Here is a 20,470-nt window from a genome sequence, read left to right on the forward strand (position 1 = left end):
ACCTTGTGGTCCAACAGCTCCGTCAACTCCATCTTTTCCGTTTGCTCCGTCAGCACCAGGTAATCCTGGAGCACCTCTTAAACCTGTTAGAATAATTTCATGTAGTTTCTCATCTTCATCTTTATAGGTCAAAACTTTTGTTACTGAATTGTAATTTAAAGAGGTTAATGTTTCATGTGTTTTTACATTTCCCGCTATATCTATAGTAGTTGTTTTGCCATCTTCGTTTGAATATGTATAAGTGCCATTTCCATTGTTTATCAATGTTGTGATCGTTTCTTTAAAATTATCTATTTCATCTTTGCTAACAATTCTTACCCATTTTACACCATTCCAGTAGTAAAAACCTGGGGTAACATCATTAATCGTTTGTGTATTATAAACCAACAAACTTACAGCCGCTGTACCTAATACAGGTGCTTGTAATCCCGTTTGTGTCAGTTTAATACGAGGTACTAACATACCTTTATTTGTAGCAGTAACATCCAACTGAGAGGATTGCTCTGGGTTTAAGGTTCCGATTCCAACCTGACTATATGATGCTGTCGAGAACAGCAATAAACCGGCAAGTCCTAAAAAAGTTTCCTTTAGTTTCATAGCGTTAATTATTAAATTAGTAAAATGAATATTTAGTAAATTTTCAAAATCAATACATACCAGAATATTTTCTATCTTCTCTGTAATTCGCAACAGAAAAAAAATTCATGATCTATTTCGTTTTGGTATTTGATATGAATTATTTACAAGGCAAAGGAACATATTAGGACAGCCTAAAAACGTCAAATAAATACCACTTTAAGGTACAATTGGAGATTATCGTAACTATTCACTAATAAATAGAGGGTTTTTCATTCATTTTATAAGAATAATTCATAGTTTTGATTCTTTCAAAAAAGAATAACTGACTGAAAATATGTAGATAAGAAGTTGATAGAACAAAAATTATATCACACAATTTTTGCTTAAAATATAAAAGCCTAACACCTGAATTTGATCAGATTTCAAGAAAATCACATCCGATCGATAGCGAATAGTTGCTAAATTAAATTGTCTATACAGGAACGCAGATTAAACGGATTTGTCACTATTGTTTTTAAAATCCGTTTTAATCTGCGTTTTACTTTTGTAAATCTGTATCATCCGCGTTCCTTTCGCAAAGAATTAGATAGATATTTGGCTATTATTTATTTTTAAAAAAACATTTAAAGAACCTTTATTGTAACTAATTTTAATAATTACATCTAATAAAATCCACAGATGGCTTCTTCCCATATTCTTTAAAATACAAGGAATTAAACTTAGTTACCTTAGCATAACTCAACTCATAAGCTATATCCGAGATTTTATTAAAATTTTCGCTTTTAAGCAGTTTATTTGCCAAGATCATTTTTTCTCTTACAAAGAATTGATTTGGTGTAGTTACATACATTTTTTTAAATAAAGATTTAAATTTTGTAACCGACATACCAGCTATTTCTGCCAAGTGTACAACTCCAGGAAATACTCCTACTAGATTATTTAGCAAATACTCTTTGGCTTGGTTTAATGCTTTAGCTTCATTTTTAGATATATGATGCAGCATCGGGGTAAGATTCGAATATCTATTAATAAATTTAGCCAACAATCTTAAGCTTACTCCTTTTAAGTAAATCTCAAATGCAGGATCCAAAAATGATTTATTCTTTATGGCGTGCATAATTACCTTACTATTACTATCTATATGGTCATAAAAAAAGAGTGTGTTTTTATCACTTTTTATTTTACGTTTATTCACACCGTCTAATTCAGATTCAACAATAGATGAGCTTATTAATTCCTTGCTAACCAGTAAGCGCATGGCATAAACACGCTCTCCAATAACAGGCTGAAAAACATTTTCTATAGCATTATCAAAAACTCCTAATCCTAAATTGGCTTTATAACCTATTTTGTGTTTAATACCATCTATATGTATTAGGTTCATTTCATCACTAAAATCGTAATGTATTATAAACAGACCATTCTCAGATTTAAGACGTTTTAAAAAAATACCTCTATTAAATTTTATATCCAAAAGAACAACAGAAAGCCCTTTCGTTACTGTTGTAAAAAAAAATCCTCCATCGGCTACTTCTTTTGGGGCAATCAATAATTTTTCATCTATTAATTCAGTTCCAAATTCTTCTGCAAGTCCACGCAACCATTTCGGTGACAAGGAATAAGAGTGCTTAATTTCAATCATAATGCTAATTTTTTAATCACGTTCTTTTTGAAATATTTTCAAGAAAATATTCCACTCATTTAGGTTTATTATTTAAAAAGAATAGAAGTAAGATTTAAAGGGGTACTTTTTTAGGCATAGAATCTTTTCAATAAAAATTCCATCGTATAATTGAAGATAAATTCTCAGCAAGGTATTTTTAAACCTTGTTCTTAATAAATAATTAGAAGGCAAATAGACAAATTCTTTTAGCCTAAATACGTCATATAAACAGCACTATAAGGTATTTTTAAAGGATCAATACCTCTAAAAAAAAGGAGAATAATACCCTAGATTAAAATCATTTATTACAGAAATAATGATTCAATCAAAACGAAGTCAATTTTTAATAAATAAGGAGAATACAAGTAAAAGCACGGTTTGAAGAAACCCTGAAAGTAAGAGAAGGTAAAAATTTCTATATACTTAAATTAGTATATATAATGTGTAGGAAGATATCGTAAACTAAGCGTGTTTACGATTTTAAAATTCAGATTTAATAAAATCATCTGCTGGCTTTTTCCCGAATTGCTGATAATATGCCGAAGAAAACTTGCTTACTTTGGTGTAGTTTAATTTACGGGCAACATCAGATATGTCAACAAAATTTTCACTTTTAAGAAGCTCATTGGCCAAAATCATTTTTTGTCTTATAAAGAAATGATTTGGTGTCGTAACAAACATTTTTCTAAATAAAGATTTATATTTCGTAACCGACATTCCTGCCATTTCTGCCAACATATCGACCCCAGGAAAACCTATAAATAAATTGTCCAATAAATATTCTTTAGTCTCGTTTAGAGCGTTAACTTCTTTATCTGGTATATGGTGCAGCAACTGCGCAAGATTTGAGTATCTATTAATAAATTTTGCCAACAACCTAAGGCTTACACCTTGCAGATAAATTTGAAATGCAGGATCCAGAAAGGATTTATTCTTTATAGCATGCATGATAAGCTTGCTATTACTATCAATATGGTCGTAAAAGTAAAGCGTATTTTCGTCACTTTTTATTTTACGTTTATGAGCATCTTTTGCTTTTTGCTTAGCAATCGAAGTGCTTAATAATTTTTTGCTAACCAATAAGCGCATTGCAAATACACGCTCACCTACAACAGGTTCAAAAATATTTTCGATAGCATTATCAACAACACCTAATCCTAAATTAGCTTTATATCCTATTTTGTGTTTAGTACCATCTACATGAATCAGGTTTATTTCATCACTAAAATCGTAATGAATAATATATAAATCATTATCAGATGGAAGTCTTCTTATACGAATGGGATCATTAAACGTTAAATCTAAAAGTACAACCGAAAGCCCTGCTGAAACAGGAGTAAAAAAAAATCCCCCATCAGCCAGCTCAGGCATAAGAACCAGTTTATCATCTACAACTTCTGCGCCATTACCAAGTTGTTCTATACTATCATATAGCCATTCAGAGGTTAAAGAATATTTATGTCTAACCTCAATCATTATTCGAGTTGTTTAACATAATCTTTTGGAGTCATGCCAAAGAATTCTCTAAATCTTGCAGCAAAATAAGAGCTATTCGTAAAACTCAAACTATCAGAAACCTGAGCAATAGTCAGTTGTCTTTCCTGCAAAAGACGTTTAGCCTTTATGAGTTTATTGGTCAAAAAGAAAGCATTAGGAGTCATTCCAGTAACTTTTCGGAATAGTTTTTTATATTTAGATTCCGACATATTTGCCTGTTGAGACAAAAACTCGATACTAGGAAATAACTGATTCAGATTATCTATCAAGTACGATTGCGATTTTATAATATATCTTAAATCCTCCTCATTAATCTTATCAATTACAAGCTCCTCATAAGTCATTTTCTCAATATACTCCGCTAGTAAATTCTGAACAGTTCCTCTTAAGTAAAGGTCAAAAGCAGTTCCTCCTACTTCCTGTGCGCGCAAATTCATCAAAAGATTATAGCTATCATTACTCATCCTGGTAAACTTAACTATAGTATTTAAGTTTGGATCAAAAATTTCTTCAGCATGTTCTTTAAGAGAAGGATTATCCTGAAAATATTCTTTTATCAGCTCTTTTTTTATAAAAATACAAAGAGCAAAAGCTTTGCTTCCCGCTTTAACAATATAGTCCGAATATAAAGTGCTATCCAGTATTGCTAAATTCCAGTTCCATCTTCCGATAGGATTTTCAGCATCATCAGATAATAAAAGAGCTTCACCTTCAGTAAGGTTATAATAAAAACCTATAAAATCATCCGTTTTATTCTCTTGCCTTAAATGAATTTCTGAGTTATATACAACATCTACATATAAAACAGAAATGCCAATGCCAAAATTTAAAAAATATCGATTTCCGGTATGAATATGATCCGGAACTAAAATAAAATTGCCATCTACCTTACCCTCTAGTTCTGAGGCAAATGGTTCAACCCAATCCAATTCTACTCCGTAATGATGTGTGATTTTTTTCATCTATAATTGAAATATTTGGGGATAATACATTAACAAAAATAATATTTTTTTATCCACATTTATTATTTCAAATAAAGATTTAATCAGTCAAACTCCTAAAAAAATGATTTTATAAAATCTAATGCATTGACAAAAGACTACTTGTACTTTTTTAGGAGCTATTTCCAGCCATCCACTATATCTTTTCTTGCTTAAAGAAAGCAAGAAAAGGATGCCGTTTCTGTCTGGGCTAGGAATTATCCTGAGCAGGAAGTTTTTCTTTTTTAAGATTCATAGCAATAATCGCAGCAATCATAATTAAAATCCCGATAATCTGAACAAAAGTTATGTTTTCTCCCAACACCAAATTGGCAGTTAAAACAGCTACAGGCAGTTCAACAGTCATCAAAAGACCACTTGTAGTAACTCCTACTTTAGGAATCCCAACAGCAAACAAAGCCGGAGGCAATATCGTTCCGAAAACAGAAAGAAAAAGTCCCCATTTTAATAAATGAAAATCCAAATGATTAGAGAAAACAATGGGCTGAAAATTTACAATTAAAATACAAAGAGCCGAACCAGTCATAATCCATGCGCTCCTATTTTGCCAGTTTCCTTCCTTTCCAGTCTTGCTATTCAGTATAATATAAATAGAGTAAATAAGCGAGGCCAATAGTACAAAACCTACACCTTTTAGCGATAAAGAAGTACCCTCATTAAAATTTACCCCACTAGCCAGAATCGTCCCAAAAATTACAACACCTGTTACAATTAATTCCATTTTAAGCGGTTTCTTACCATACAAAAGCCATTCGAGCAAAATACCAATCCATGTAAATTGCATAAGTAACACAATAGCAATAGATGCAGGAATAAACTTTACCGACAAATAATAAAGAAAGGTTGTAATACCAATTGCTGCTCCAGTAATTAAAAGCCACCCAATTTCCTTAGGCTTTCGGCGTTCCTTATTCGTAAAAAAAACAATAGACCACAACACAATTGCCCCCAATAACGCCTGAATAAAAGAAATTTCGGGAGTTGTATACCCCTGCTTATATGCAAGTTTTACAAACGAAGAAAGAATACCAAAACTTGCGGCACCTACAAGTACCATCAAAACATATCTAAACATTATTTTATCACTTAAAATTCCATAACTGAATCTAAACCTCTTTTTAATCCCTTAAAGGATCCTACTTTTTTTATGGCAAGTATTGCTCCCTTAACATACGGTTCTGCACTAGAACCCGAGTCATGTCTAATAACCAATTTTTCGTCTTTAAGACCAAAAATGGTTTCTATAGCAATTACGTGTCCCGGTAAACGCACAGAATGTACAGGTACACCGTCTATACGAGCACCACGAGTAGCTTTCTCGCCAATTATTTTATCATCAGGTACGTGTATTTTTGGTTGCTGAACCTGAGATAATCTGTGTGCCAGCTCACGAGCAGTACCACTTGGACTATCAACTTTATCTTCATGAGCATAATCAATAATTTCGAAGTCAGGAATAAATTTTGCCGCCATTTCAGAAAATTTCTGTAATAACACAACAGTCAATGCAAAATTTCCAACAGCAAGAACAGAAGCATTATTCTCATTAGCTTCCGCTTCAATCTCAGCATAATCTTCAGCCGTTAAACCCGAAGTTCCTACAACAACATTTCTCCCCTTCTTTAATGTAGCAAGGATATTTTTTTTGCCCACTTCAGGTTTTGTATAATCAACAAGTACATCAAAATCTACTTTAGCAAGTGCTTCATTTATATCATCAAAAACAGGAATACTATTTCCTCCCAAATTCAAAATTTCAGCTAGATTTCCACCATTGTATTTTCTAGACAACGCACCTACTAATTCTATTTCCTGGCAATTAGATATGCCTTTACTTAGTTCAGAGCCAGCCCATCCTGTTGCCCCAGCAATAAATACTTTTATCATTTTTCAATTTTTTTTAAGTTATTTAAAGTTCTCTCTTTGTAGCTTTTCTTTCCAATTTTTTCCTCAATCAGTTCCAGATTTTTCAAGAAAAGTTCATTTCCTTCTAGTAATTCGTTCATGGTAAGAATACAAGCTTCCCAACATTTCTCTAATTGTGGCAAGGCTAACTTTGCTTTATCAGTAAGATAAAGCAGTTGTTTCCGCGAATCGTTAGTATCAGTTTTCGTTTCTATATACTCCTTTGCTTTCATGTTTCTTATAATCTTTACAATTGCAGGATGTGACATTTGCAAACGTTCTGATATTTCGGTTACTGTGAGTTCCTCATGTTTTTTTAAAAGCAAAAAAATAAGATGCCAGTTTGGCTCAATATCTACACCTACAGCTTTATAAAAGTCTTTAGTGCTATAAAGTATATTATCCGTAAGTCGTTTCAATCGGCTGGTAAGTCCCACCAATTGCAATTCTATCAAAAAATCGTTCTGTATCATAAATTACGTAACTAGTTACGCAAATGTACAAAAAAAAATACGTAACTAGTTACGTTGTTTGAAAAAAGAGAAATATTTAAATAAAGTAACGCCCGTCCCAAAAGTAATTTCTAAAACAGGCTTTTTGTTTTTTTTGAAAACATGATAGGTAATTGCTCCAGCGGAGCATCATGTTTATAGCAAATTTAAAGAGGTTTGGGTCAAAGCTACAGCGTAGCGATATATTGTTTTTCTTCACATTACTATATATGCCACCCCGATGGGGTTTTGTAAAATGGTTTGATAATTTTCTATAAATATATCGTCCCTCTGGGACTTACAATATTATAAACTCGAAAGACTCATTACTATTATTAGAATTTTTAGAAAACATGATTGGTAATTGCTCCAGCGGAGCATCATGTTTATAGCAAATTTAAATAGATTTGAGTTAAAGCTACAGCGTAGCGATATATTGTTTTTTTTTCAGATTGTTTGTATAAACAAAAAGGCTGTCTGAAAGTATTTTTCAGACAACCTCTTTTTATGATTAAAAGAATATTTAATTCCGGATTTAGAAATAGTACCCTATGTTGCATTGCAAACGGGCATGCCATTTATTATCAAATTCATTATATAAACTAGCTTGGCTACCACCTAAAAACGGATGATTATACCCCGCAACATATTCTACGTAAGTATATATCGAATCTATTACTTTTATCATTGCCCCGTTTGTAAGCATATGTGTTGCATTCAGATTAAACTTTTTATCTAAATATCCGTATTCACTATAAAATGCTATTTCATTTAAAGACTTACCTTTAAACGGAATGCTGTATTTAGCAGATAAAGTATAAACATCTGCTTTAGAAACCACTTGATAGGTATAATTAAAAGATCCCATGTCTACAAATTCCGAATTTCCTCCCTTAGGGTTAAACGCATATCTATAAACTTGCGCTTTTATTCCTAAGTTTTTATAATCCAAATTGTAGTGGAATGCAAAAGCATTTCGGTTCCCCATTTTGTTTTCTACAAAATTATATAGTTGCCCAAATTGTCCTGAAGCGCCTATTTTATGAGAGAAATCATTTGTTTTAATCTTGTATAAAAGTTGTCCCGAAAGCTGATTAATCTCTTTATTATCTCCCAACACACTTGCAGACCATTGATTATCTCTTAACTCTGGATCGTTTGTAAAGGATTCCATCGCATTCTTCATAAAAGCAACCTGCCAATCCCAAGTACTTCCTTTATGATGGTACTTTGCTCCCATACTATATTTCCCTTCAAACCCAATGCCATATCCTATTCCTAAAAACCAGCTATACGAGTTATAGTCTAAGTTACCAAAAGGATCTTGTATTAAACCTACCTGAATATCATCTCCGTTATCAAAGTCATATCCTATCCAGCCTTCTTTGGGCATTGTACCTCCAGATACTGCTGGCATGAATCTCATATCGGCAAATACTTTAAACTTTTTGTACGAACCGCTTACAACAAGACCAAACAAGTCGAAGCCAAACTCCCCTCCCTCTTTTCTTCTGGCTTCATTATAAAACTCATCCTTATAATGCACCCTAAAAGCACCGTTTATAGTTAGTTTTGGTTTGTCTGGATTTACAACAAGAGTGTCTGCTTTGACATCGATATCTGCTGCTTGAGAATAAATAAAATTACTTATAGAAAGCGTAAGTAAAATTAGAAGCAATTTAAAATGAGTATAGCGCATAATTTTTATATTAATTAAATTATAAAACCCAGACTAATTCAAGCCACAATCAAGCGCATACAAAGAGAGAGCATGATAGGTACAATTGTACTTCATGCCTTTTTTTTATTGCAAAAGTGATTGCTTACTTGAGGAAAAAAATAGCTTCCTAATCTGGTAATAGAAAGCTATTTTTAAATAATGAAAAGAAAACCGAATGATTTATTCTACTTCTAAACTTTGAATTTCTTTTAATGTATTCTCTAACAACTGTGGTAATTTGTGATAAACTTTATCATTGATCCGCTTATACTTTTTATGATTTTCCAAATCAGGAAGGAACTCATCTTTTTCTTTTACCATATTTTTTACTGCAGTTTCAAAATCAGGATAACAGCCTATTGCTACTGCTGTACAAATTGCAGCTCCCAAAGCAGCTGAACCACTCATTTCGTTTCGGACAACGGGAGTTCCGCTTATATCAGCAAAAATCTGCATGAACAAATCACTATTTGCGCCACCTCCAGATATGATAATTTTCTCAGGATTATGACCCAGTGTTTCATTCATTAATTGATAATGATTGTTCAATGTCAATGCAATTCCTTCCAGAATAGCACGGTAAATGTGTCCGCGCCCTTGATGACCGTTAAAACCAATCATTACTCCTTTTCTATACGCCTGATATGCTGGTGCCAACCAATCGGGAACAATCATCAAACCATCTGATCCAACAGAAACCTTTAAAGCTTCTTCTTCTAAAATTTGTTCCGGTGAAACGCCTTTTTCTTTTGCTTTGATGTTCAGTTCTTCACCAATTAAATCTCTAAACCAAGAAATCAACCACATTCCTCTTCTTACTCCGCCACTTTCGAATAAATAGCAATTTGGTATACAAGATAAGTTGGTGAAATAATTGTCATGAGCAGGTCTGTTTTCGGTACCTACAACCATAGATGTAATGTAAGTTCCCAATGAAAACAATCCTCTGGATGAATCTATCAATCCTGCCCCTAAAGCTTCTACCGCTTTATCATTTGCTGTAGCAACTACTGGCAATCCTTCTGGTAAACCAGTTAACTGAGCTGCTTCTTTGGTTACTCTTCCTAAAACAGTTCCCGGCATTTGCAGCTTCAATAATTTCTCATTTGGAATTTTAAAACTATCCAAAACTGCTTTATCCTCAGACCAATTCCAGGTTTCCATATCTACAGGAAATTGCCATTGAAAAGCATTTGCTGCCGTATCCTTCAATTCTCCTGTAAGACGATGCGTGATATATCCTGTTGTAGGACATGTGTATGCAATTTCTTCTGAATCCTGAAAAGTTTCATACGCTCTTACATCCATCCAGCTCATCACGGGAGCAGCCAGATTTCCGTCTTTTTTCATGAAAACCCTGCAACAACGAATGGTACAAAGTCCAACTCCTTTTATAAGGCTTACATCGTCTCTAAAGTTTTTCATTAACCTGATCAGCGCTATTTGTATGCTGTCCCATAAATCATCATCAGGATGTTCTACATATCCTGTTTTTCTGAACAGCATAGGCTTAAGAGGCTCAATTTCAGAATGTATAATCTCCCCTTTTGAGTTGATGATATACACTTTGGTACTTTGAGACCCATTATCGATTGAAATAAAATATTGTTCGTTCATAACAATTCGTTTTATCTCGTTAAGAATCCGCCATCAACGGCTAAGATATGTCCGTTTACAAAGTGAGAAGCCTGACTTGCCAAGAATACCGTGGTTCCCATTAAATCAGCAACATCTCCCCAACGTCCTTCTGGAGTATGATCTACAATCCATTTGTTACGTTCTGGATTATCTATAGATGCCTGAGCTACTTTAGTTTTAAAATAACCTGGAGCAATTCCGTTAACCTGTACATTATATTGTGCTAATTCGTCGCAATAAGCTTTGGTTAAACCTGCTAATCCGTGTTTGGTAGCTGCGTATGCAGGAGACCATTGTCCGCCTAAGAAAGAAAATAACGAACAAATATTAATGATTTTTCCGCTTTTTTGAGGAATGAAAAACTTGGTAACTTCTGCCGACATTTCAAAAGCAGCCGTTAAATTGATACTTACCATTGGATCCCATTCTTTTCTTCCAAAATTAAGCACATCAGCAATTAAGCAAATTCCTGCGCAGTTTACCAGGATATCTACTGATCCTAATTTTTCTACACATTCTTCTACGATTTTTTTTGGTATTCCGTCTTTCGTAATATCTGCTGACATGTACACCGCTTTACCGCCTTCATTCTCTATCAATCGATTGAAATCAGCATCATCCGGCATAATACTTGGCATAAATACATTAGCTCCAGCTTTTGCTAAAGCTAAAGAAAAAGCCTGTCCTAATCCTGTATTTCCTCCTGTTACAATTGCGTTTTTCCCTTTAAGAGAAAAATAGCCCATATTAAAATCTGTAATTTCCATTTTATATATTTTTTTATTGTTATAATTTATTTTTTTTGAGTTTGTTGTTTAAATATGGTAACAAAACAAATTGCTGCTATTCCCAAAACTGCGCTTATTATAAAGTAAGCATTGTATCCTCCTTCATCTCCAAATTTGTTAAAAACTATCGTACTGAAATACGGTATAAAAATGTCTGGTAAGTATCCTAAAAGAGAAATAAACCCTACCGCTGTACCCATTATTTTGTTATCTATCCTGCTGTCTCCCAGTAATGACCAATAGGTACCACGAATAGCATAAACAAATGTTCCTCCTAGTATTATTAAAATATAATACACATTAAAACTTGTTGTTTCTGAAGGAAGAAAAGCAATCGCAAATAAAGTAAGAGCTGCTCCGCATAAAGCGGTGACTAATGTTAGACTTTTTCCGAATTTATCGGCTAAAAAACCGCCTAAGATTCCGCCTATAGGTCTCATCCATAACACAATTACCATAATAGTATTTACTGTAACGGGAGTGATTTTTAGATTTTTTTCCATAAAACCACCATAATAATACACTACCCAGGTTACTGAATACGAACAAAAGATTATGGCTCCCATCAAATAAACAAACTTGTTTTTGATAACGGAATTGACATCTTTAAAATCAAAACCTTTCTCCTCTTCTTGCACGTCTTTTACAACTGTTAATTCATTTTTATCTGATTTAACTACTTCTTTTTCTACAAACAAGGCAATAAGAATCCCCACAACAAGTAACACAGACGAATACATATAAATAACATATTGTAGTGCTTCGGTTTTATTTTCCAGCGTTTCTCCTTTTTCTAAAACATGAGAAAAAATAAGCAACGCTACACTTGCTAATATTGCTTCTATAACACCTCTTCCTCCGTCAAGAAACCCAAAGAAACGCCCTTCCTCTTCGGGAGTAGACAGTAACTTAACCAACTTCATGTGTGCTCCCCAAAATGTAAATACGGAGAATACTCCCCACAAACAGAATATGCCTATGATCGAACCGTAGTCCGGAATCTGAGCAAACCAAAATCCGCCGAGCGCTGTACCTAACAATGAAAAAACAAGTAGGTATTTAGCCGAAAATTTATCACTTAATATACCACTTGGGAAATATCCTAATATGAATATAAAGCCCAAGACGGTATAAATTATATTAAGATCATCTAAACCAATTTTAAAAACTGCTAAAATGGTTTCCTGATAATTTGTCCTTAAATAAATCAGTGGATAAATTGCTCCGGCAGCCAGCACTATGAGGATAAACTGAATATATCTTTTCATACCCTTAGTTTTTTAAATGGCTATTATTTTTGATATTTTTCACCCTCAACCTGAGGAAAAATGGTTCCGAAATTCATGATTCCGTTAGGATCAAAAACTTCTTTTAATTTCTCAAGCATATAGTAAGCGCTTCCGTGCTCTTCTTTTGTCCATTCGTTTCTATACTTACCAATTCCGTGGTGGTGACACATAGATCCGCCAAGTTTTAAGGTTTCTTCTACGATAATAGTCTGAATTGGGTGGTGATAGAGACGCATTTCATCCTCTGGCTCGCAATTGATATTGTAATTGTATACAAAATACATATTGGTTCCGTTTATATAACTGTGAGATGAATGCCCGCCTAACATGGTAATATCTTTACTTCTAGGAAACTCATTTCTAATTCTTTCGATTACGTTATAATATATTTGTGTAACGTTTTCCCAATCTGCAGATATTTCTGTTGTAAAACCGTCATGAGAATTACGAGTAACCATATCTTTGATTTCTTCTTCTATTCTTTCCTGAGTCCAGTTAAGATGATTGAACCAATTTGCAATCAATGAAGGAGCTACTTTTTCTGTAACACCATCTTTAAACATTTCTACAGCATCTTCGATTCCTACACCTGTAGCAGCTACCATATTTTCATTTCCTTCTGCCATAAAAATCAAAATACATTGCCCTTTATGGAATAGACTGAAATGCTGCGCAGCATCTTCCTCAGAATATACTCTTGCTACAGAAGGTCTGTAACCATTTGCCATTACTTCTCTTAAAATTTTAACTCCTGTATCGACATCTTTAAGTAAATACCCAAAAAAGCGGTTGTTTTGAGGGAAATATCGATATAGTTTTACGGTAACTTCTGTGATGTAACACAAAGCTCCTTCGTTACCAATAGCAATATGTCTGATATCTGGCCCTCCTGCTCTTCTTGGTACATTTTTTATACGAGAAATATGTCCATCAGGAAAAACACATTCTAATCCTACAACCATATCCTCTATACCTCCGTATAAAGTAGAGAATTGTCCGATACTACGTGTAGATACTAAACCTCCCATTTGGGCAACTGGTTTAGATTGAGGCGAATGTCCTGTTGTTAGATTATGTTTTCTAACTTCATCTTCTAATTGTTGCAAAACAACTCCTGATTGTGCCGTTACCTGAAGATTGTAAGGATCAATTTTTATAATTTTATTTAAATTTTTTCCGTCAACAATTAAAGTTTGTTCTTTCCAGTTTTCTAAACCTCCCTCAGTTGCCGTTCTACCACTTCTAGGTATAACATTAATGCCGTAAGCATTACAATATCTCAGGATTTCAGAAACTTGCTCTGCTGAATCTGGATAAACTATAGCAATCGGGGCTGGAACATCCAAGACCTTTTTTGCCTTAGCATATTTTTTATATCGGTCTGCCGATGCTTCATATAAATCATCAGGATTAATGTTTATCTGATCTTGTTTTAGCATCTTAACTAAATCATTTAAAATCGTTTTATTTTCTTTCATAATATTTAAACTTTCGTGATTAAAATCCGCCTTCATTTTTATTTCTAATTTGTATTATTTAAATTTTTACAGCACAAATGATTTGTAATAAATTACTTATAACATAACAAACGTAAGAAATATATTTCAATACAAACAATTATTTTCCTTAAATTTTAATTTAACACATAAAAATGGAAAATAATACAAGTTAACACAGATGATTTAATGGTTGTAATGCTAAACAATCAAGAAAAAAGCAACTTATACGTGCTTAACCCTGTTGTATGGAGGCATTATAGTTATTAAAACAAAATATAAGTACATTTTTTAATGGAAAATAAAAATTGTTTTATATAGGAAATACACGTTATTTGCAGAATAAACTTTCAAATAAATAGACAAAAAGATAGAAATTGAGCCTATTTAAAAGGAAATGTAATACTTTTACTAAAAATTATCAAGGCAAATGTATATTGTAAATAAAGATCTACTTAACTCTCTGGAGAAGAATATTTATTCTATTTTAATAAAAGAAATAAAAGCAAACAATACATTATCTATTACTGATGCTGCCTCTATTTGTACTTGTTCCCCATCTAAAATTTCAAAATTTGTGCAGAAGTTGGGATTTAAAAACTACAAGGAATATTTAGGTTTTATAAGTGGTAATGCATTTACTGTAATCCCTGACGAAAGCGAACGTCTAAATAAATTCTTAGATAATTTTAATCCTGAGATTGTGGATCATTTTGTTAAATATCTCCAGAAATTCGAGAAAATTATTTTATTTGGTTATGGTCCTTCTTTTATAGTTGGTCAGTATTTTGAATACAAACTAAGGAACTTATTAGACATCCCGATATGGGCGGTTGCTCACGAAACATCCATAACCGACATGTTGAGTAATAATAGCTTGGTTATTATTTTTTCGGTTACTGGAAAATTCAAATCTTTTAAAGAGTTGTATGAAAATATTGTTTCAAGAAACGGCAAAGTAGCTTTTATATTAGAAGAAGGAAGTACTGAATTTTTAGAGACATACGACTACACAATCACTCTGAGTAATTATTTGCAAAAGCAAGATTTATTGCCTCACGAAAAAACAAGAACAACTCTTTTTGCGTTTATCGAAGCTGTAATTAAGCAGTTGGAAACATCATCTTCTGAAAATGTTGTTAAGCCAAGAAAAAATATTAAACTCTCATAAAACAAAAAAGCCTCCAAAATCAAATGACTTTAGAGGCTTCTAAATTTTAAACCTAGTATTTTAGGTCAAAAACTGGTGTAACTGCTGACAATTTATCCTAATTATTATTCTCAATCAATTCAATGATTTTTAAAGCAACTCCTTTTGATGATTGAAAATTTTGTCCGGTAACAATTCGACCGTCTTGTTCAACGTAAGATTCATTTCTCTTAGAAAATTCAAAAGTCCCTCCTCTTTCTTCAATCGTCTTCTGGATTAAGAATGGAAAATATTTAAAATATTCACCATCTTTTTTTTCAAAAGAATCAGGATATCCACTTACTTTTTTTCCTTCGACTAAGAATTTTCCATTTTTAGTTTTCAAGTTAACAATTCCTGCCGTTCCATGACATACCGACGAAATAATGCCGTTATTCTCTTCGTACACTTGCATGGCAATACGCTGAATATCTAAATTTTCTGGTACTTCATACATTGCGCTTCCACCTCCAATATAATGAACTGCTTTATAGATTTTATAATCAATTTCTTTAGGACTCACAGTATTTTTTATGGCATACATAAAGTCTTGATTATATAAATATTGCTTTTGCAAACTGTCAGAAGTATTGATATAAGCCAAAGGAATTTCGCCGCCCTTAGGACTTACAAAATCAACGGTATAACCTGAATTTACAAAAGTATCATAAGCATTTACGATTTCGGCAAAGCTATTTCCTGTAGAAATTGTAGATTTCCCGTAATAATGCGCATTAGAAACAATAAATAATATTCTTTTTCCGGATTTATTACTTGCTTTGCTACTTGCTGCTTTGCTAATTATTTTCCATTCGCCCTGGATTTTTTTGAGCAAGAACATATCCATAAATTCTTGTTTTCTTTCTGGAATGAGAATTTCAGCTTTTGCAATAGCAATATCATTATAAGATTCTATAGAGATGATTCTTCCTAAACGCCCATTAAATTCCCCTTTATTCCCTTTTTGAAACCAGCTGACATATTCTGAAGCAGGAACTATCCATAATGGCTTTTCTTTGTGGCTTAGGTAAAGGTTAGCTTCAGGGTAAAAAGCTTTACTAATACTGTCAGGCATATTATAAGATGTGCCTTCAATATAGTTTTGAATACAATTCTCTATTAGAGATTGTTCGGATTGTGAAAAAGATAAATGTGGTAATAGTACAAATAAGATTGCGAAAAAGATTCTTCTCATAAACATTGGTCTTTAATGATTTAAATATTAATCAAAACTATGTTGATTGAATTTTAAATCACTCCAAGTTTATAATAATGGAGTACTAATTTATATATTAGGAGTAAAAAATTACCCTTTTTGGTAACTTGAAAGCGTAGTACCTATGATTTTTTAAATGAACTATAATTTGATTTTCAATATTCATTTATTGGAAAAATAGACTTTTTGAAATTGTTCCTGTTTAGCTTAATTATAGCTGTTATTTGGCTAAAGAATAATTTTCTATTGGTTTTATTGCGGTTTCTACAACCTCATCATTAAAGTCTGAATTTATTATTTTTCGAGCATTCCTTTTCAATCTTTTTAATAATCGAACGTTGCCTGAATTTGGTTGTAACTTTTTAAGTTCTAGGAGTAATAAAGGGGTTAAACTATCTAATACTGGCCGAACTTGAGTTTTTAAATCAACAGTAGGTTTAAATGGTTCACGATTCTCTGCCTTCCATTTTCCATGTAGTTGTCTTTGTATCATCTTTCCTGCTACGAACTGTGCCTGAAAAAAATCTAGCGCTAAATTTTCATCAATCCCCATTTTCTTAGCTTTATTTTTTACACTATCCAAAATGATTTTCTCACGAACTGGGTCATCAATTGGAGATTTTGTATTCCATTTACTTTTTGCAACCAGAACAGCAACCTCAAGTCTTTTGTTCATTAATCGTAATAAAGTATCATTTTCATGCTTATTTGTAAAAGAAACACAGAATAAAAATATTGCTATCAGTATGGAGTTAAAGATTACTTTCATTATATATTTTCTATTTTGATTTTAAACGATAAATATTTCTCTCTTTTGGTACAACCCTTCTCACGATAAGAATATAAAACAAACTTATACAAAAAAAACGTTTAGATAGTTTCTAAACGGTCATTTTTCTTATCTTCCGTTTTGAATGAAAAACACTTAAAACCAGAAAAAAAATTAAAAAAGCGACTAACTTACAAGAGAAAACTAATGGAATCTATTGAGCTAAAAGAAAAAGAATTTAATGTTTTTACCTGTTCTAATTGTGGAGGCGAACTTAAATACAAACCTGGCACTACAACTTTAGTCTGCGACCACTGCAATACTAAAAATGAAATTCCTCAAGAAAAAACTATAATTGAGGAACTCGATTTTAATGATTATCTAGAAAAATCAGAATCAGAAAGTCTTGGATTAGAAAAAATGATTCAATGTAAAAGTTGCGGAGCTACATCTTCTGTCAATGAGAGCATAAAATCTTTTCATTGTCCTTATTGCAGTACTCCTCTGGTTGAGGAAGATATTAGAGAAGAACGAGTTATAAAACCTAGTTATTTACTGCCTTTTAATTTAGATACACCAAAAGTTTACAACTTACTTTCGAGTTGGGTAGATGGTCTTTGGTGGGCTCCAAATAATTTAAAAAAGGCGGCACTATCTCCAATAGGATTACGAGGTATTTATGTTCCTTATTGGACTTTTGATGTTAATACTCACACTATGTATACGGGAGAAAGAGGAGAAAATTATAAAGTTACAACTGGTAGTGGTGATAATGAAAGAACTCAAATTAAAACCCGTTGGTATGATACTGCAGGCAATGTTTCCATATTTTTTGATGATATCATGGTTCCAGCATCAGGAAGTATTGATCCAAGTTCATTGGCACAATTGGGTCCTTGGGATGTTAATGCTTTGGTGAAAATTAACGACCAATATTTGAGTGGTTTTGTAACTGAAAAATATAAGTTTAAATTAAAAGAAAGTTTCCAATCTATAAAAGGTCTCATTGATAACAACATTACAAAAAAAATATATAATGACATTGGTGGTGATGGTCAGCGTATAAACTCTGTTAATACACAATATAGCAATATACATTTTAAACATATTTTGCTACCCGTTTATGTTAGCTCTTATCATTATGATGGCAAAATTTACCATTTTTATGTAAATGGAAGGAATGGTAAAATGATAGGTAAAAGACCATATAGCACAACAAAAATTGCACTAGCTATTATTATTGTACTCTTAATTTTAATTATTGCAGCATTACTCTAAAATTTTAGGAGATTTGTCAAAAAAAACATGAAATAACAATTTTAAACATTTGCATATTTTTTGTCAATAAATGGCAGGTAATGATTATACTCCTTTTCTAATTTGAGGGCAAAATTAGTTTGGTTTTTAGAAAATACCTGTTTTTCATTGTTATGGCGTGATATAGCATAAAAAAACCAGAATTGATTTAGGAAATCAATTCTGGTTTTTTATTGTAATTTTCGAGGAAATACTCGTGATAGCTATTTAACTTCTATGTTATCAAATTCAAATCTATCATTATTCACTGTTTTTACTGTAATGTAGTACTTTCCAGTAGGTAAATTAATTTCAATTTTATTTCCATTCGGAATAATTAGGGTTGATTCTATTGGAATTAATAAATCTGCATTTTTAGTTTTGTTATATTCTTCTAATAGAAAAGTCTCAACAAGCACTTCTTCATTTTTAAAAGTATCAAGCTTTTTATCTTTTAAAATTACCTTCTTAAAAACTGCATTTGGATAAACCGATTTTAGGTTTGCTTCAAGATTATTGATTAAAAAATAATCGGCACTTGATTTCATTAAAGTATCATTTACAAATATAGATTTAGGAAGCAAAACTAATTTTTCTTTTGTGTTACTTATAACTGTTTCTTGGTTAATTGTTATCGGATCAATGTTTGAATATTCTTTTAAATAACTTGCCATAACACGGCTTTCCCCCTCTTCTTCTAAGTGGCCATGACCTACATAAATGAATATTTTTTCCTTTGGATTTTTCTCCAATATTTTCATGATATTCTTGGCTTGCCCTATTTCTCTGGGAACATTTCGATCTTGATTTTCATGTCCTAAAAGATTAAATCCCATTGCATTTGCTTCTCTTACAAAGTGACCAAAATAAGGATCTTTAATATAGAATCCGTTTTTAGAATTAGGAATCAAAGCTGTATTATTACCTTCGTTTGGCACAAATGTTTCCATAGAAATAGTTGTGAATCCTTTTTGTTTTAAAATATCTAATAACTCCATAGCAAATAATCGATGCTTAGGATAAAAATGATCTTCATTAAGTATGATAATCTGATTATCATTGGCTAAAGCTGCAATTGTAGTAAAAACATCATCATTAATTTTTACTTCTTTTTTTGATAACGAATTTAAAACTGTAGCATTAAAATCGTCTTTTTGATTTTCATGATCTTTAATGAGTAAATCATATTCTTTATTATTACTAATAAAAGAGTTAATGGTAAAATACAATGGCTCTTTGAGCATTATTTTTTTGGGATCTTTTATAGGAGCTTCTTTTATTTTTTCTCTTCCTTGCAAGAAATTCTTATGAGGCTCAACAGTATAATAATTATACAATTTCATAAAAGACAGTTTATCCAAATTGGTATCATCAAGATTAATTGCTTTTACGCTTTCTGATGTTCTTTTCAAGTTATTAGTATTGTTCAAAATTTGTGTAATGCAAATAATTTTTTTTGCTCCTTTTTGTTTTTCAAAAATGGTAATTCCATTGATGCTATCATTTTTTACAATTTTTTCATGAGTAATTGTATCAATTGGGTTTTCAACTTTTTCAAAGAAGTATAATGTTTCTAAATTCTGATCTGTTTTTAAACTAAGAATTAAATTATCTGCTGAAACATCTTTAAAGTTCTTAATTCTCTTTTTTAAATCGTTTTTCTTTACTTTCGAAAGATCTTCATACGTTGCATTTCCTAAGATATCTATCGAAACATCGAGTGAATCGTTGTAAAACAAATCTCCGTAGTTTCTTTCTCCAACTATATAATTATGTTTAATAACATCTTGATTAATTGTTTTACATCCAAACAGTAATAAGAAACAAGCTGCTGCAAAATAATATTTTATAAATTTAATTTGAATCGTTCTTTTTTTAAGCATAATTATTAAAAGGTGAAATGTATTAAAGCGCATGGTTTTAACTACTTGTA

General features: G+C 32.0%; 17 protein-coding genes. 2 read left to right on the forward strand and 15 right to left on the reverse strand.

What is annotated here, in order from left to right:
- From IW20_RS20605 to IW20_RS20660, 12 genes are all read right to left on the reverse strand, one after another.
- A partial coding sequence (locus IW20_RS20605) for a collagen-like triple helix repeat-containing protein (RefSeq protein WP_035626965.1) occupies positions 1-597 on the reverse strand: 597 nt, incomplete at its 3' end.
- Between the two features lie 631 nt (positions 598-1,228).
- Entirely contained in the window at positions 1,229-2,221 is a 993-nt protein-coding gene (locus IW20_RS20610) for a helix-turn-helix domain-containing protein (protein WP_035626968.1), read from the reverse strand.
- A 501-nt stretch (positions 2,222-2,722) separates the two neighbouring features.
- Positions 2,723-3,718 carry a helix-turn-helix domain-containing protein gene (locus IW20_RS20615; protein ID WP_035626971.1) on the reverse strand — a complete coding sequence of 332 codons (996 nt, stop codon included), beginning with the start codon at positions 3,716-3,718 and terminating at the stop codon, positions 2,723-2,725.
- Positions 3,718-4,701 (reverse strand): helix-turn-helix transcriptional regulator, encoded by a 984-nt coding sequence (locus IW20_RS20620; protein WP_035626974.1) that lies wholly within the window; start codon positions 4,699-4,701, stop codon positions 3,718-3,720. The genes IW20_RS20615 and IW20_RS20620 overlap by 1 nt, the downstream gene beginning before the upstream one ends.
- Positions 4,702-4,930: 229 nt before the next feature.
- A complete protein-coding gene (locus IW20_RS20625) occupies positions 4,931-5,815 on the reverse strand; it encodes an EamA family transporter (RefSeq protein WP_035626976.1) in 885 nt (294 codons plus the stop codon).
- An 11-nt stretch (positions 5,816-5,826) separates the two neighbouring features.
- Complete coding sequence (dapB, locus tag IW20_RS20630; RefSeq protein ID WP_035626978.1) at positions 5,827-6,627, reverse strand: 4-hydroxy-tetrahydrodipicolinate reductase; 801 nt, start codon at positions 6,625-6,627, stop codon at positions 5,827-5,829.
- Entirely contained in the window at positions 6,624-7,118 is a 495-nt protein-coding gene (locus tag IW20_RS20635; RefSeq protein WP_051886063.1) for a MarR family winged helix-turn-helix transcriptional regulator, read from the reverse strand. Before IW20_RS20635 ends, dapB begins: the two co-directional genes overlap by 4 nt.
- 553 nt (positions 7,119-7,671) lie before the next feature.
- A complete protein-coding gene (locus tag IW20_RS20640; RefSeq protein ID WP_123869510.1) occupies positions 7,672-8,814 on the reverse strand; it encodes a hypothetical protein in 1,143 nt (380 codons plus the stop codon).
- 222 nt (positions 8,815-9,036) lie between these two features.
- Positions 9,037-10,473, reverse strand: coding sequence for an FGGY-family carbohydrate kinase (locus IW20_RS20645; protein WP_035626981.1), 1,437 nt, complete (start codon positions 10,471-10,473; stop codon positions 9,037-9,039).
- 11 nt (positions 10,474-10,484) lie between these two features.
- Positions 10,485-11,261 carry an SDR family oxidoreductase gene (locus IW20_RS20650; protein ID WP_035626983.1) on the reverse strand — a complete coding sequence of 259 codons (777 nt, stop codon included), beginning with the start codon at positions 11,259-11,261 and terminating at the stop codon, positions 10,485-10,487.
- A gap of 26 nt (positions 11,262-11,287) precedes the next feature.
- A complete protein-coding gene (locus tag IW20_RS20655; protein ID WP_035626986.1) occupies positions 11,288-12,550 on the reverse strand; it encodes an MFS transporter in 1,263 nt (420 codons plus the stop codon).
- 23 nt (positions 12,551-12,573) lie between these two features.
- Positions 12,574-14,049 (reverse strand): FAD-binding oxidoreductase, encoded by a 1,476-nt coding sequence (locus tag IW20_RS20660; protein WP_081912536.1) that lies wholly within the window; start codon positions 14,047-14,049, stop codon positions 12,574-12,576.
- 448 nt (positions 14,050-14,497) lie between these two features.
- Between IW20_RS20660 and IW20_RS20665 the strand changes: the two genes are divergently transcribed.
- A complete protein-coding gene (locus tag IW20_RS20665) occupies positions 14,498-15,238 on the forward strand; it encodes a MurR/RpiR family transcriptional regulator (RefSeq protein WP_035626991.1) in 741 nt (246 codons plus the stop codon).
- A 97-nt stretch (positions 15,239-15,335) separates the two neighbouring features.
- Here IW20_RS20665 and IW20_RS20670 read toward each other — a convergent pair whose 3' ends face one another.
- Both IW20_RS20670 and aroQ read right to left on the reverse strand, forming a co-directional pair.
- Positions 15,336-16,451, reverse strand: a complete 1,116-nt coding sequence (locus IW20_RS20670) for a nuclear transport factor 2 family protein (protein WP_051886066.1) — start codon at positions 16,449-16,451, stop codon at positions 15,336-15,338.
- Positions 16,452-16,692: 241 nt separating this feature from the next.
- Positions 16,693-17,241 carry a gamma subclass chorismate mutase AroQ gene (gene aroQ, locus IW20_RS20675; RefSeq protein ID WP_035626996.1) on the reverse strand — a complete coding sequence of 183 codons (549 nt, stop codon included), beginning with the start codon at positions 17,239-17,241 and terminating at the stop codon, positions 16,693-16,695.
- A 207-nt stretch (positions 17,242-17,448) separates the two neighbouring features.
- Here aroQ and IW20_RS20680 point away from each other — a divergent pair, with 207 nt between their 5' ends.
- A complete protein-coding gene (locus IW20_RS20680) occupies positions 17,449-18,519 on the forward strand; it encodes a hypothetical protein (RefSeq protein ID WP_035627200.1) in 1,071 nt (356 codons plus the stop codon).
- A gap of 242 nt (positions 18,520-18,761) precedes the next feature.
- On the opposite strand, the gene IW20_RS20685 is transcribed toward IW20_RS20680, so the two are convergent.
- Positions 18,762-20,420, reverse strand: a complete 1,659-nt coding sequence (locus tag IW20_RS20685; RefSeq protein WP_035626998.1) for a hypothetical protein — start codon at positions 20,418-20,420, stop codon at positions 18,762-18,764.
- Between the last annotated feature and the right edge of the window lie 50 nt (positions 20,421-20,470).

It is taken from the genome of Flavobacterium hydatis (assembly GCF_000737695.1).
Taxonomy (GTDB): domain Bacteria; phylum Bacteroidota; class Bacteroidia; order Flavobacteriales; family Flavobacteriaceae; genus Flavobacterium; species Flavobacterium hydatis.

Excerpts from the sequence above, each read along its gene's own strand:
- IW20_RS20610 (WP_035626968.1), bottom strand. The coding sequence starts at position 2,221 with ATGATTGAAATTAAGCACTCTTATTCCTTGTCACCGAAATGGTTGCGT.
- IW20_RS20615 (WP_035626971.1), bottom strand. The coding sequence starts at position 3,718 with ATGATTGAGGTTAGACATAAATATTCTTTAACCTCTGAATGGCTATAT.
- IW20_RS20620 (WP_035626974.1), bottom strand. The coding sequence starts at position 4,701 with ATGAAAAAAATCACACATCATTACGGAGTAGAATTGGATTGGGTTGAA.
- IW20_RS20625 (WP_035626976.1), bottom strand. The coding sequence starts at position 5,815 with ATGTTTAGATATGTTTTGATGGTACTTGTAGGTGCCGCAAGTTTTGGT.
- dapB (WP_035626978.1), bottom strand. The coding sequence starts at position 6,627 with ATGATAAAAGTATTTATTGCTGGGGCAACAGGATGGGCTGGCTCTGAA.
- IW20_RS20635 (WP_051886063.1), bottom strand. The coding sequence starts at position 7,118 with ATGATACAGAACGATTTTTTGATAGAATTGCAATTGGTGGGACTTACC.
- IW20_RS20645 (WP_035626981.1), bottom strand. The coding sequence starts at position 10,473 with ATGAACGAACAATATTTTATTTCAATCGATAATGGGTCTCAAAGTACC.
- IW20_RS20650 (WP_035626983.1), bottom strand. The coding sequence starts at position 11,261 with ATGGAAATTACAGATTTTAATATGGGCTATTTTTCTCTTAAAGGGAAA.
- IW20_RS20655 (WP_035626986.1), bottom strand. The coding sequence starts at position 12,550 with ATGAAAAGATATATTCAGTTTATCCTCATAGTGCTGGCTGCCGGAGCA.
- IW20_RS20660 (WP_081912536.1), bottom strand. The coding sequence starts at position 14,049 with ATGAAAGAAAATAAAACGATTTTAAATGATTTAGTTAAGATGCTAAAA.
- IW20_RS20665 (WP_035626991.1), top strand. The coding sequence starts at position 14,498 with ATGTATATTGTAAATAAAGATCTACTTAACTCTCTGGAGAAGAATATT.
- IW20_RS20670 (WP_051886066.1), bottom strand. The coding sequence starts at position 16,451 with ATGAGAAGAATCTTTTTCGCAATCTTATTTGTACTATTACCACATTTA.
- aroQ (WP_035626996.1), bottom strand. The coding sequence starts at position 17,241 with ATGAAAGTAATCTTTAACTCCATACTGATAGCAATATTTTTATTCTGT.
- IW20_RS20680 (WP_035627200.1), top strand. The coding sequence starts at position 17,449 with ATGGAATCTATTGAGCTAAAAGAAAAAGAATTTAATGTTTTTACCTGT.
- IW20_RS20685 (WP_035626998.1), bottom strand. The coding sequence starts at position 20,420 with ATGCTTAAAAAAAGAACGATTCAAATTAAATTTATAAAATATTATTTT.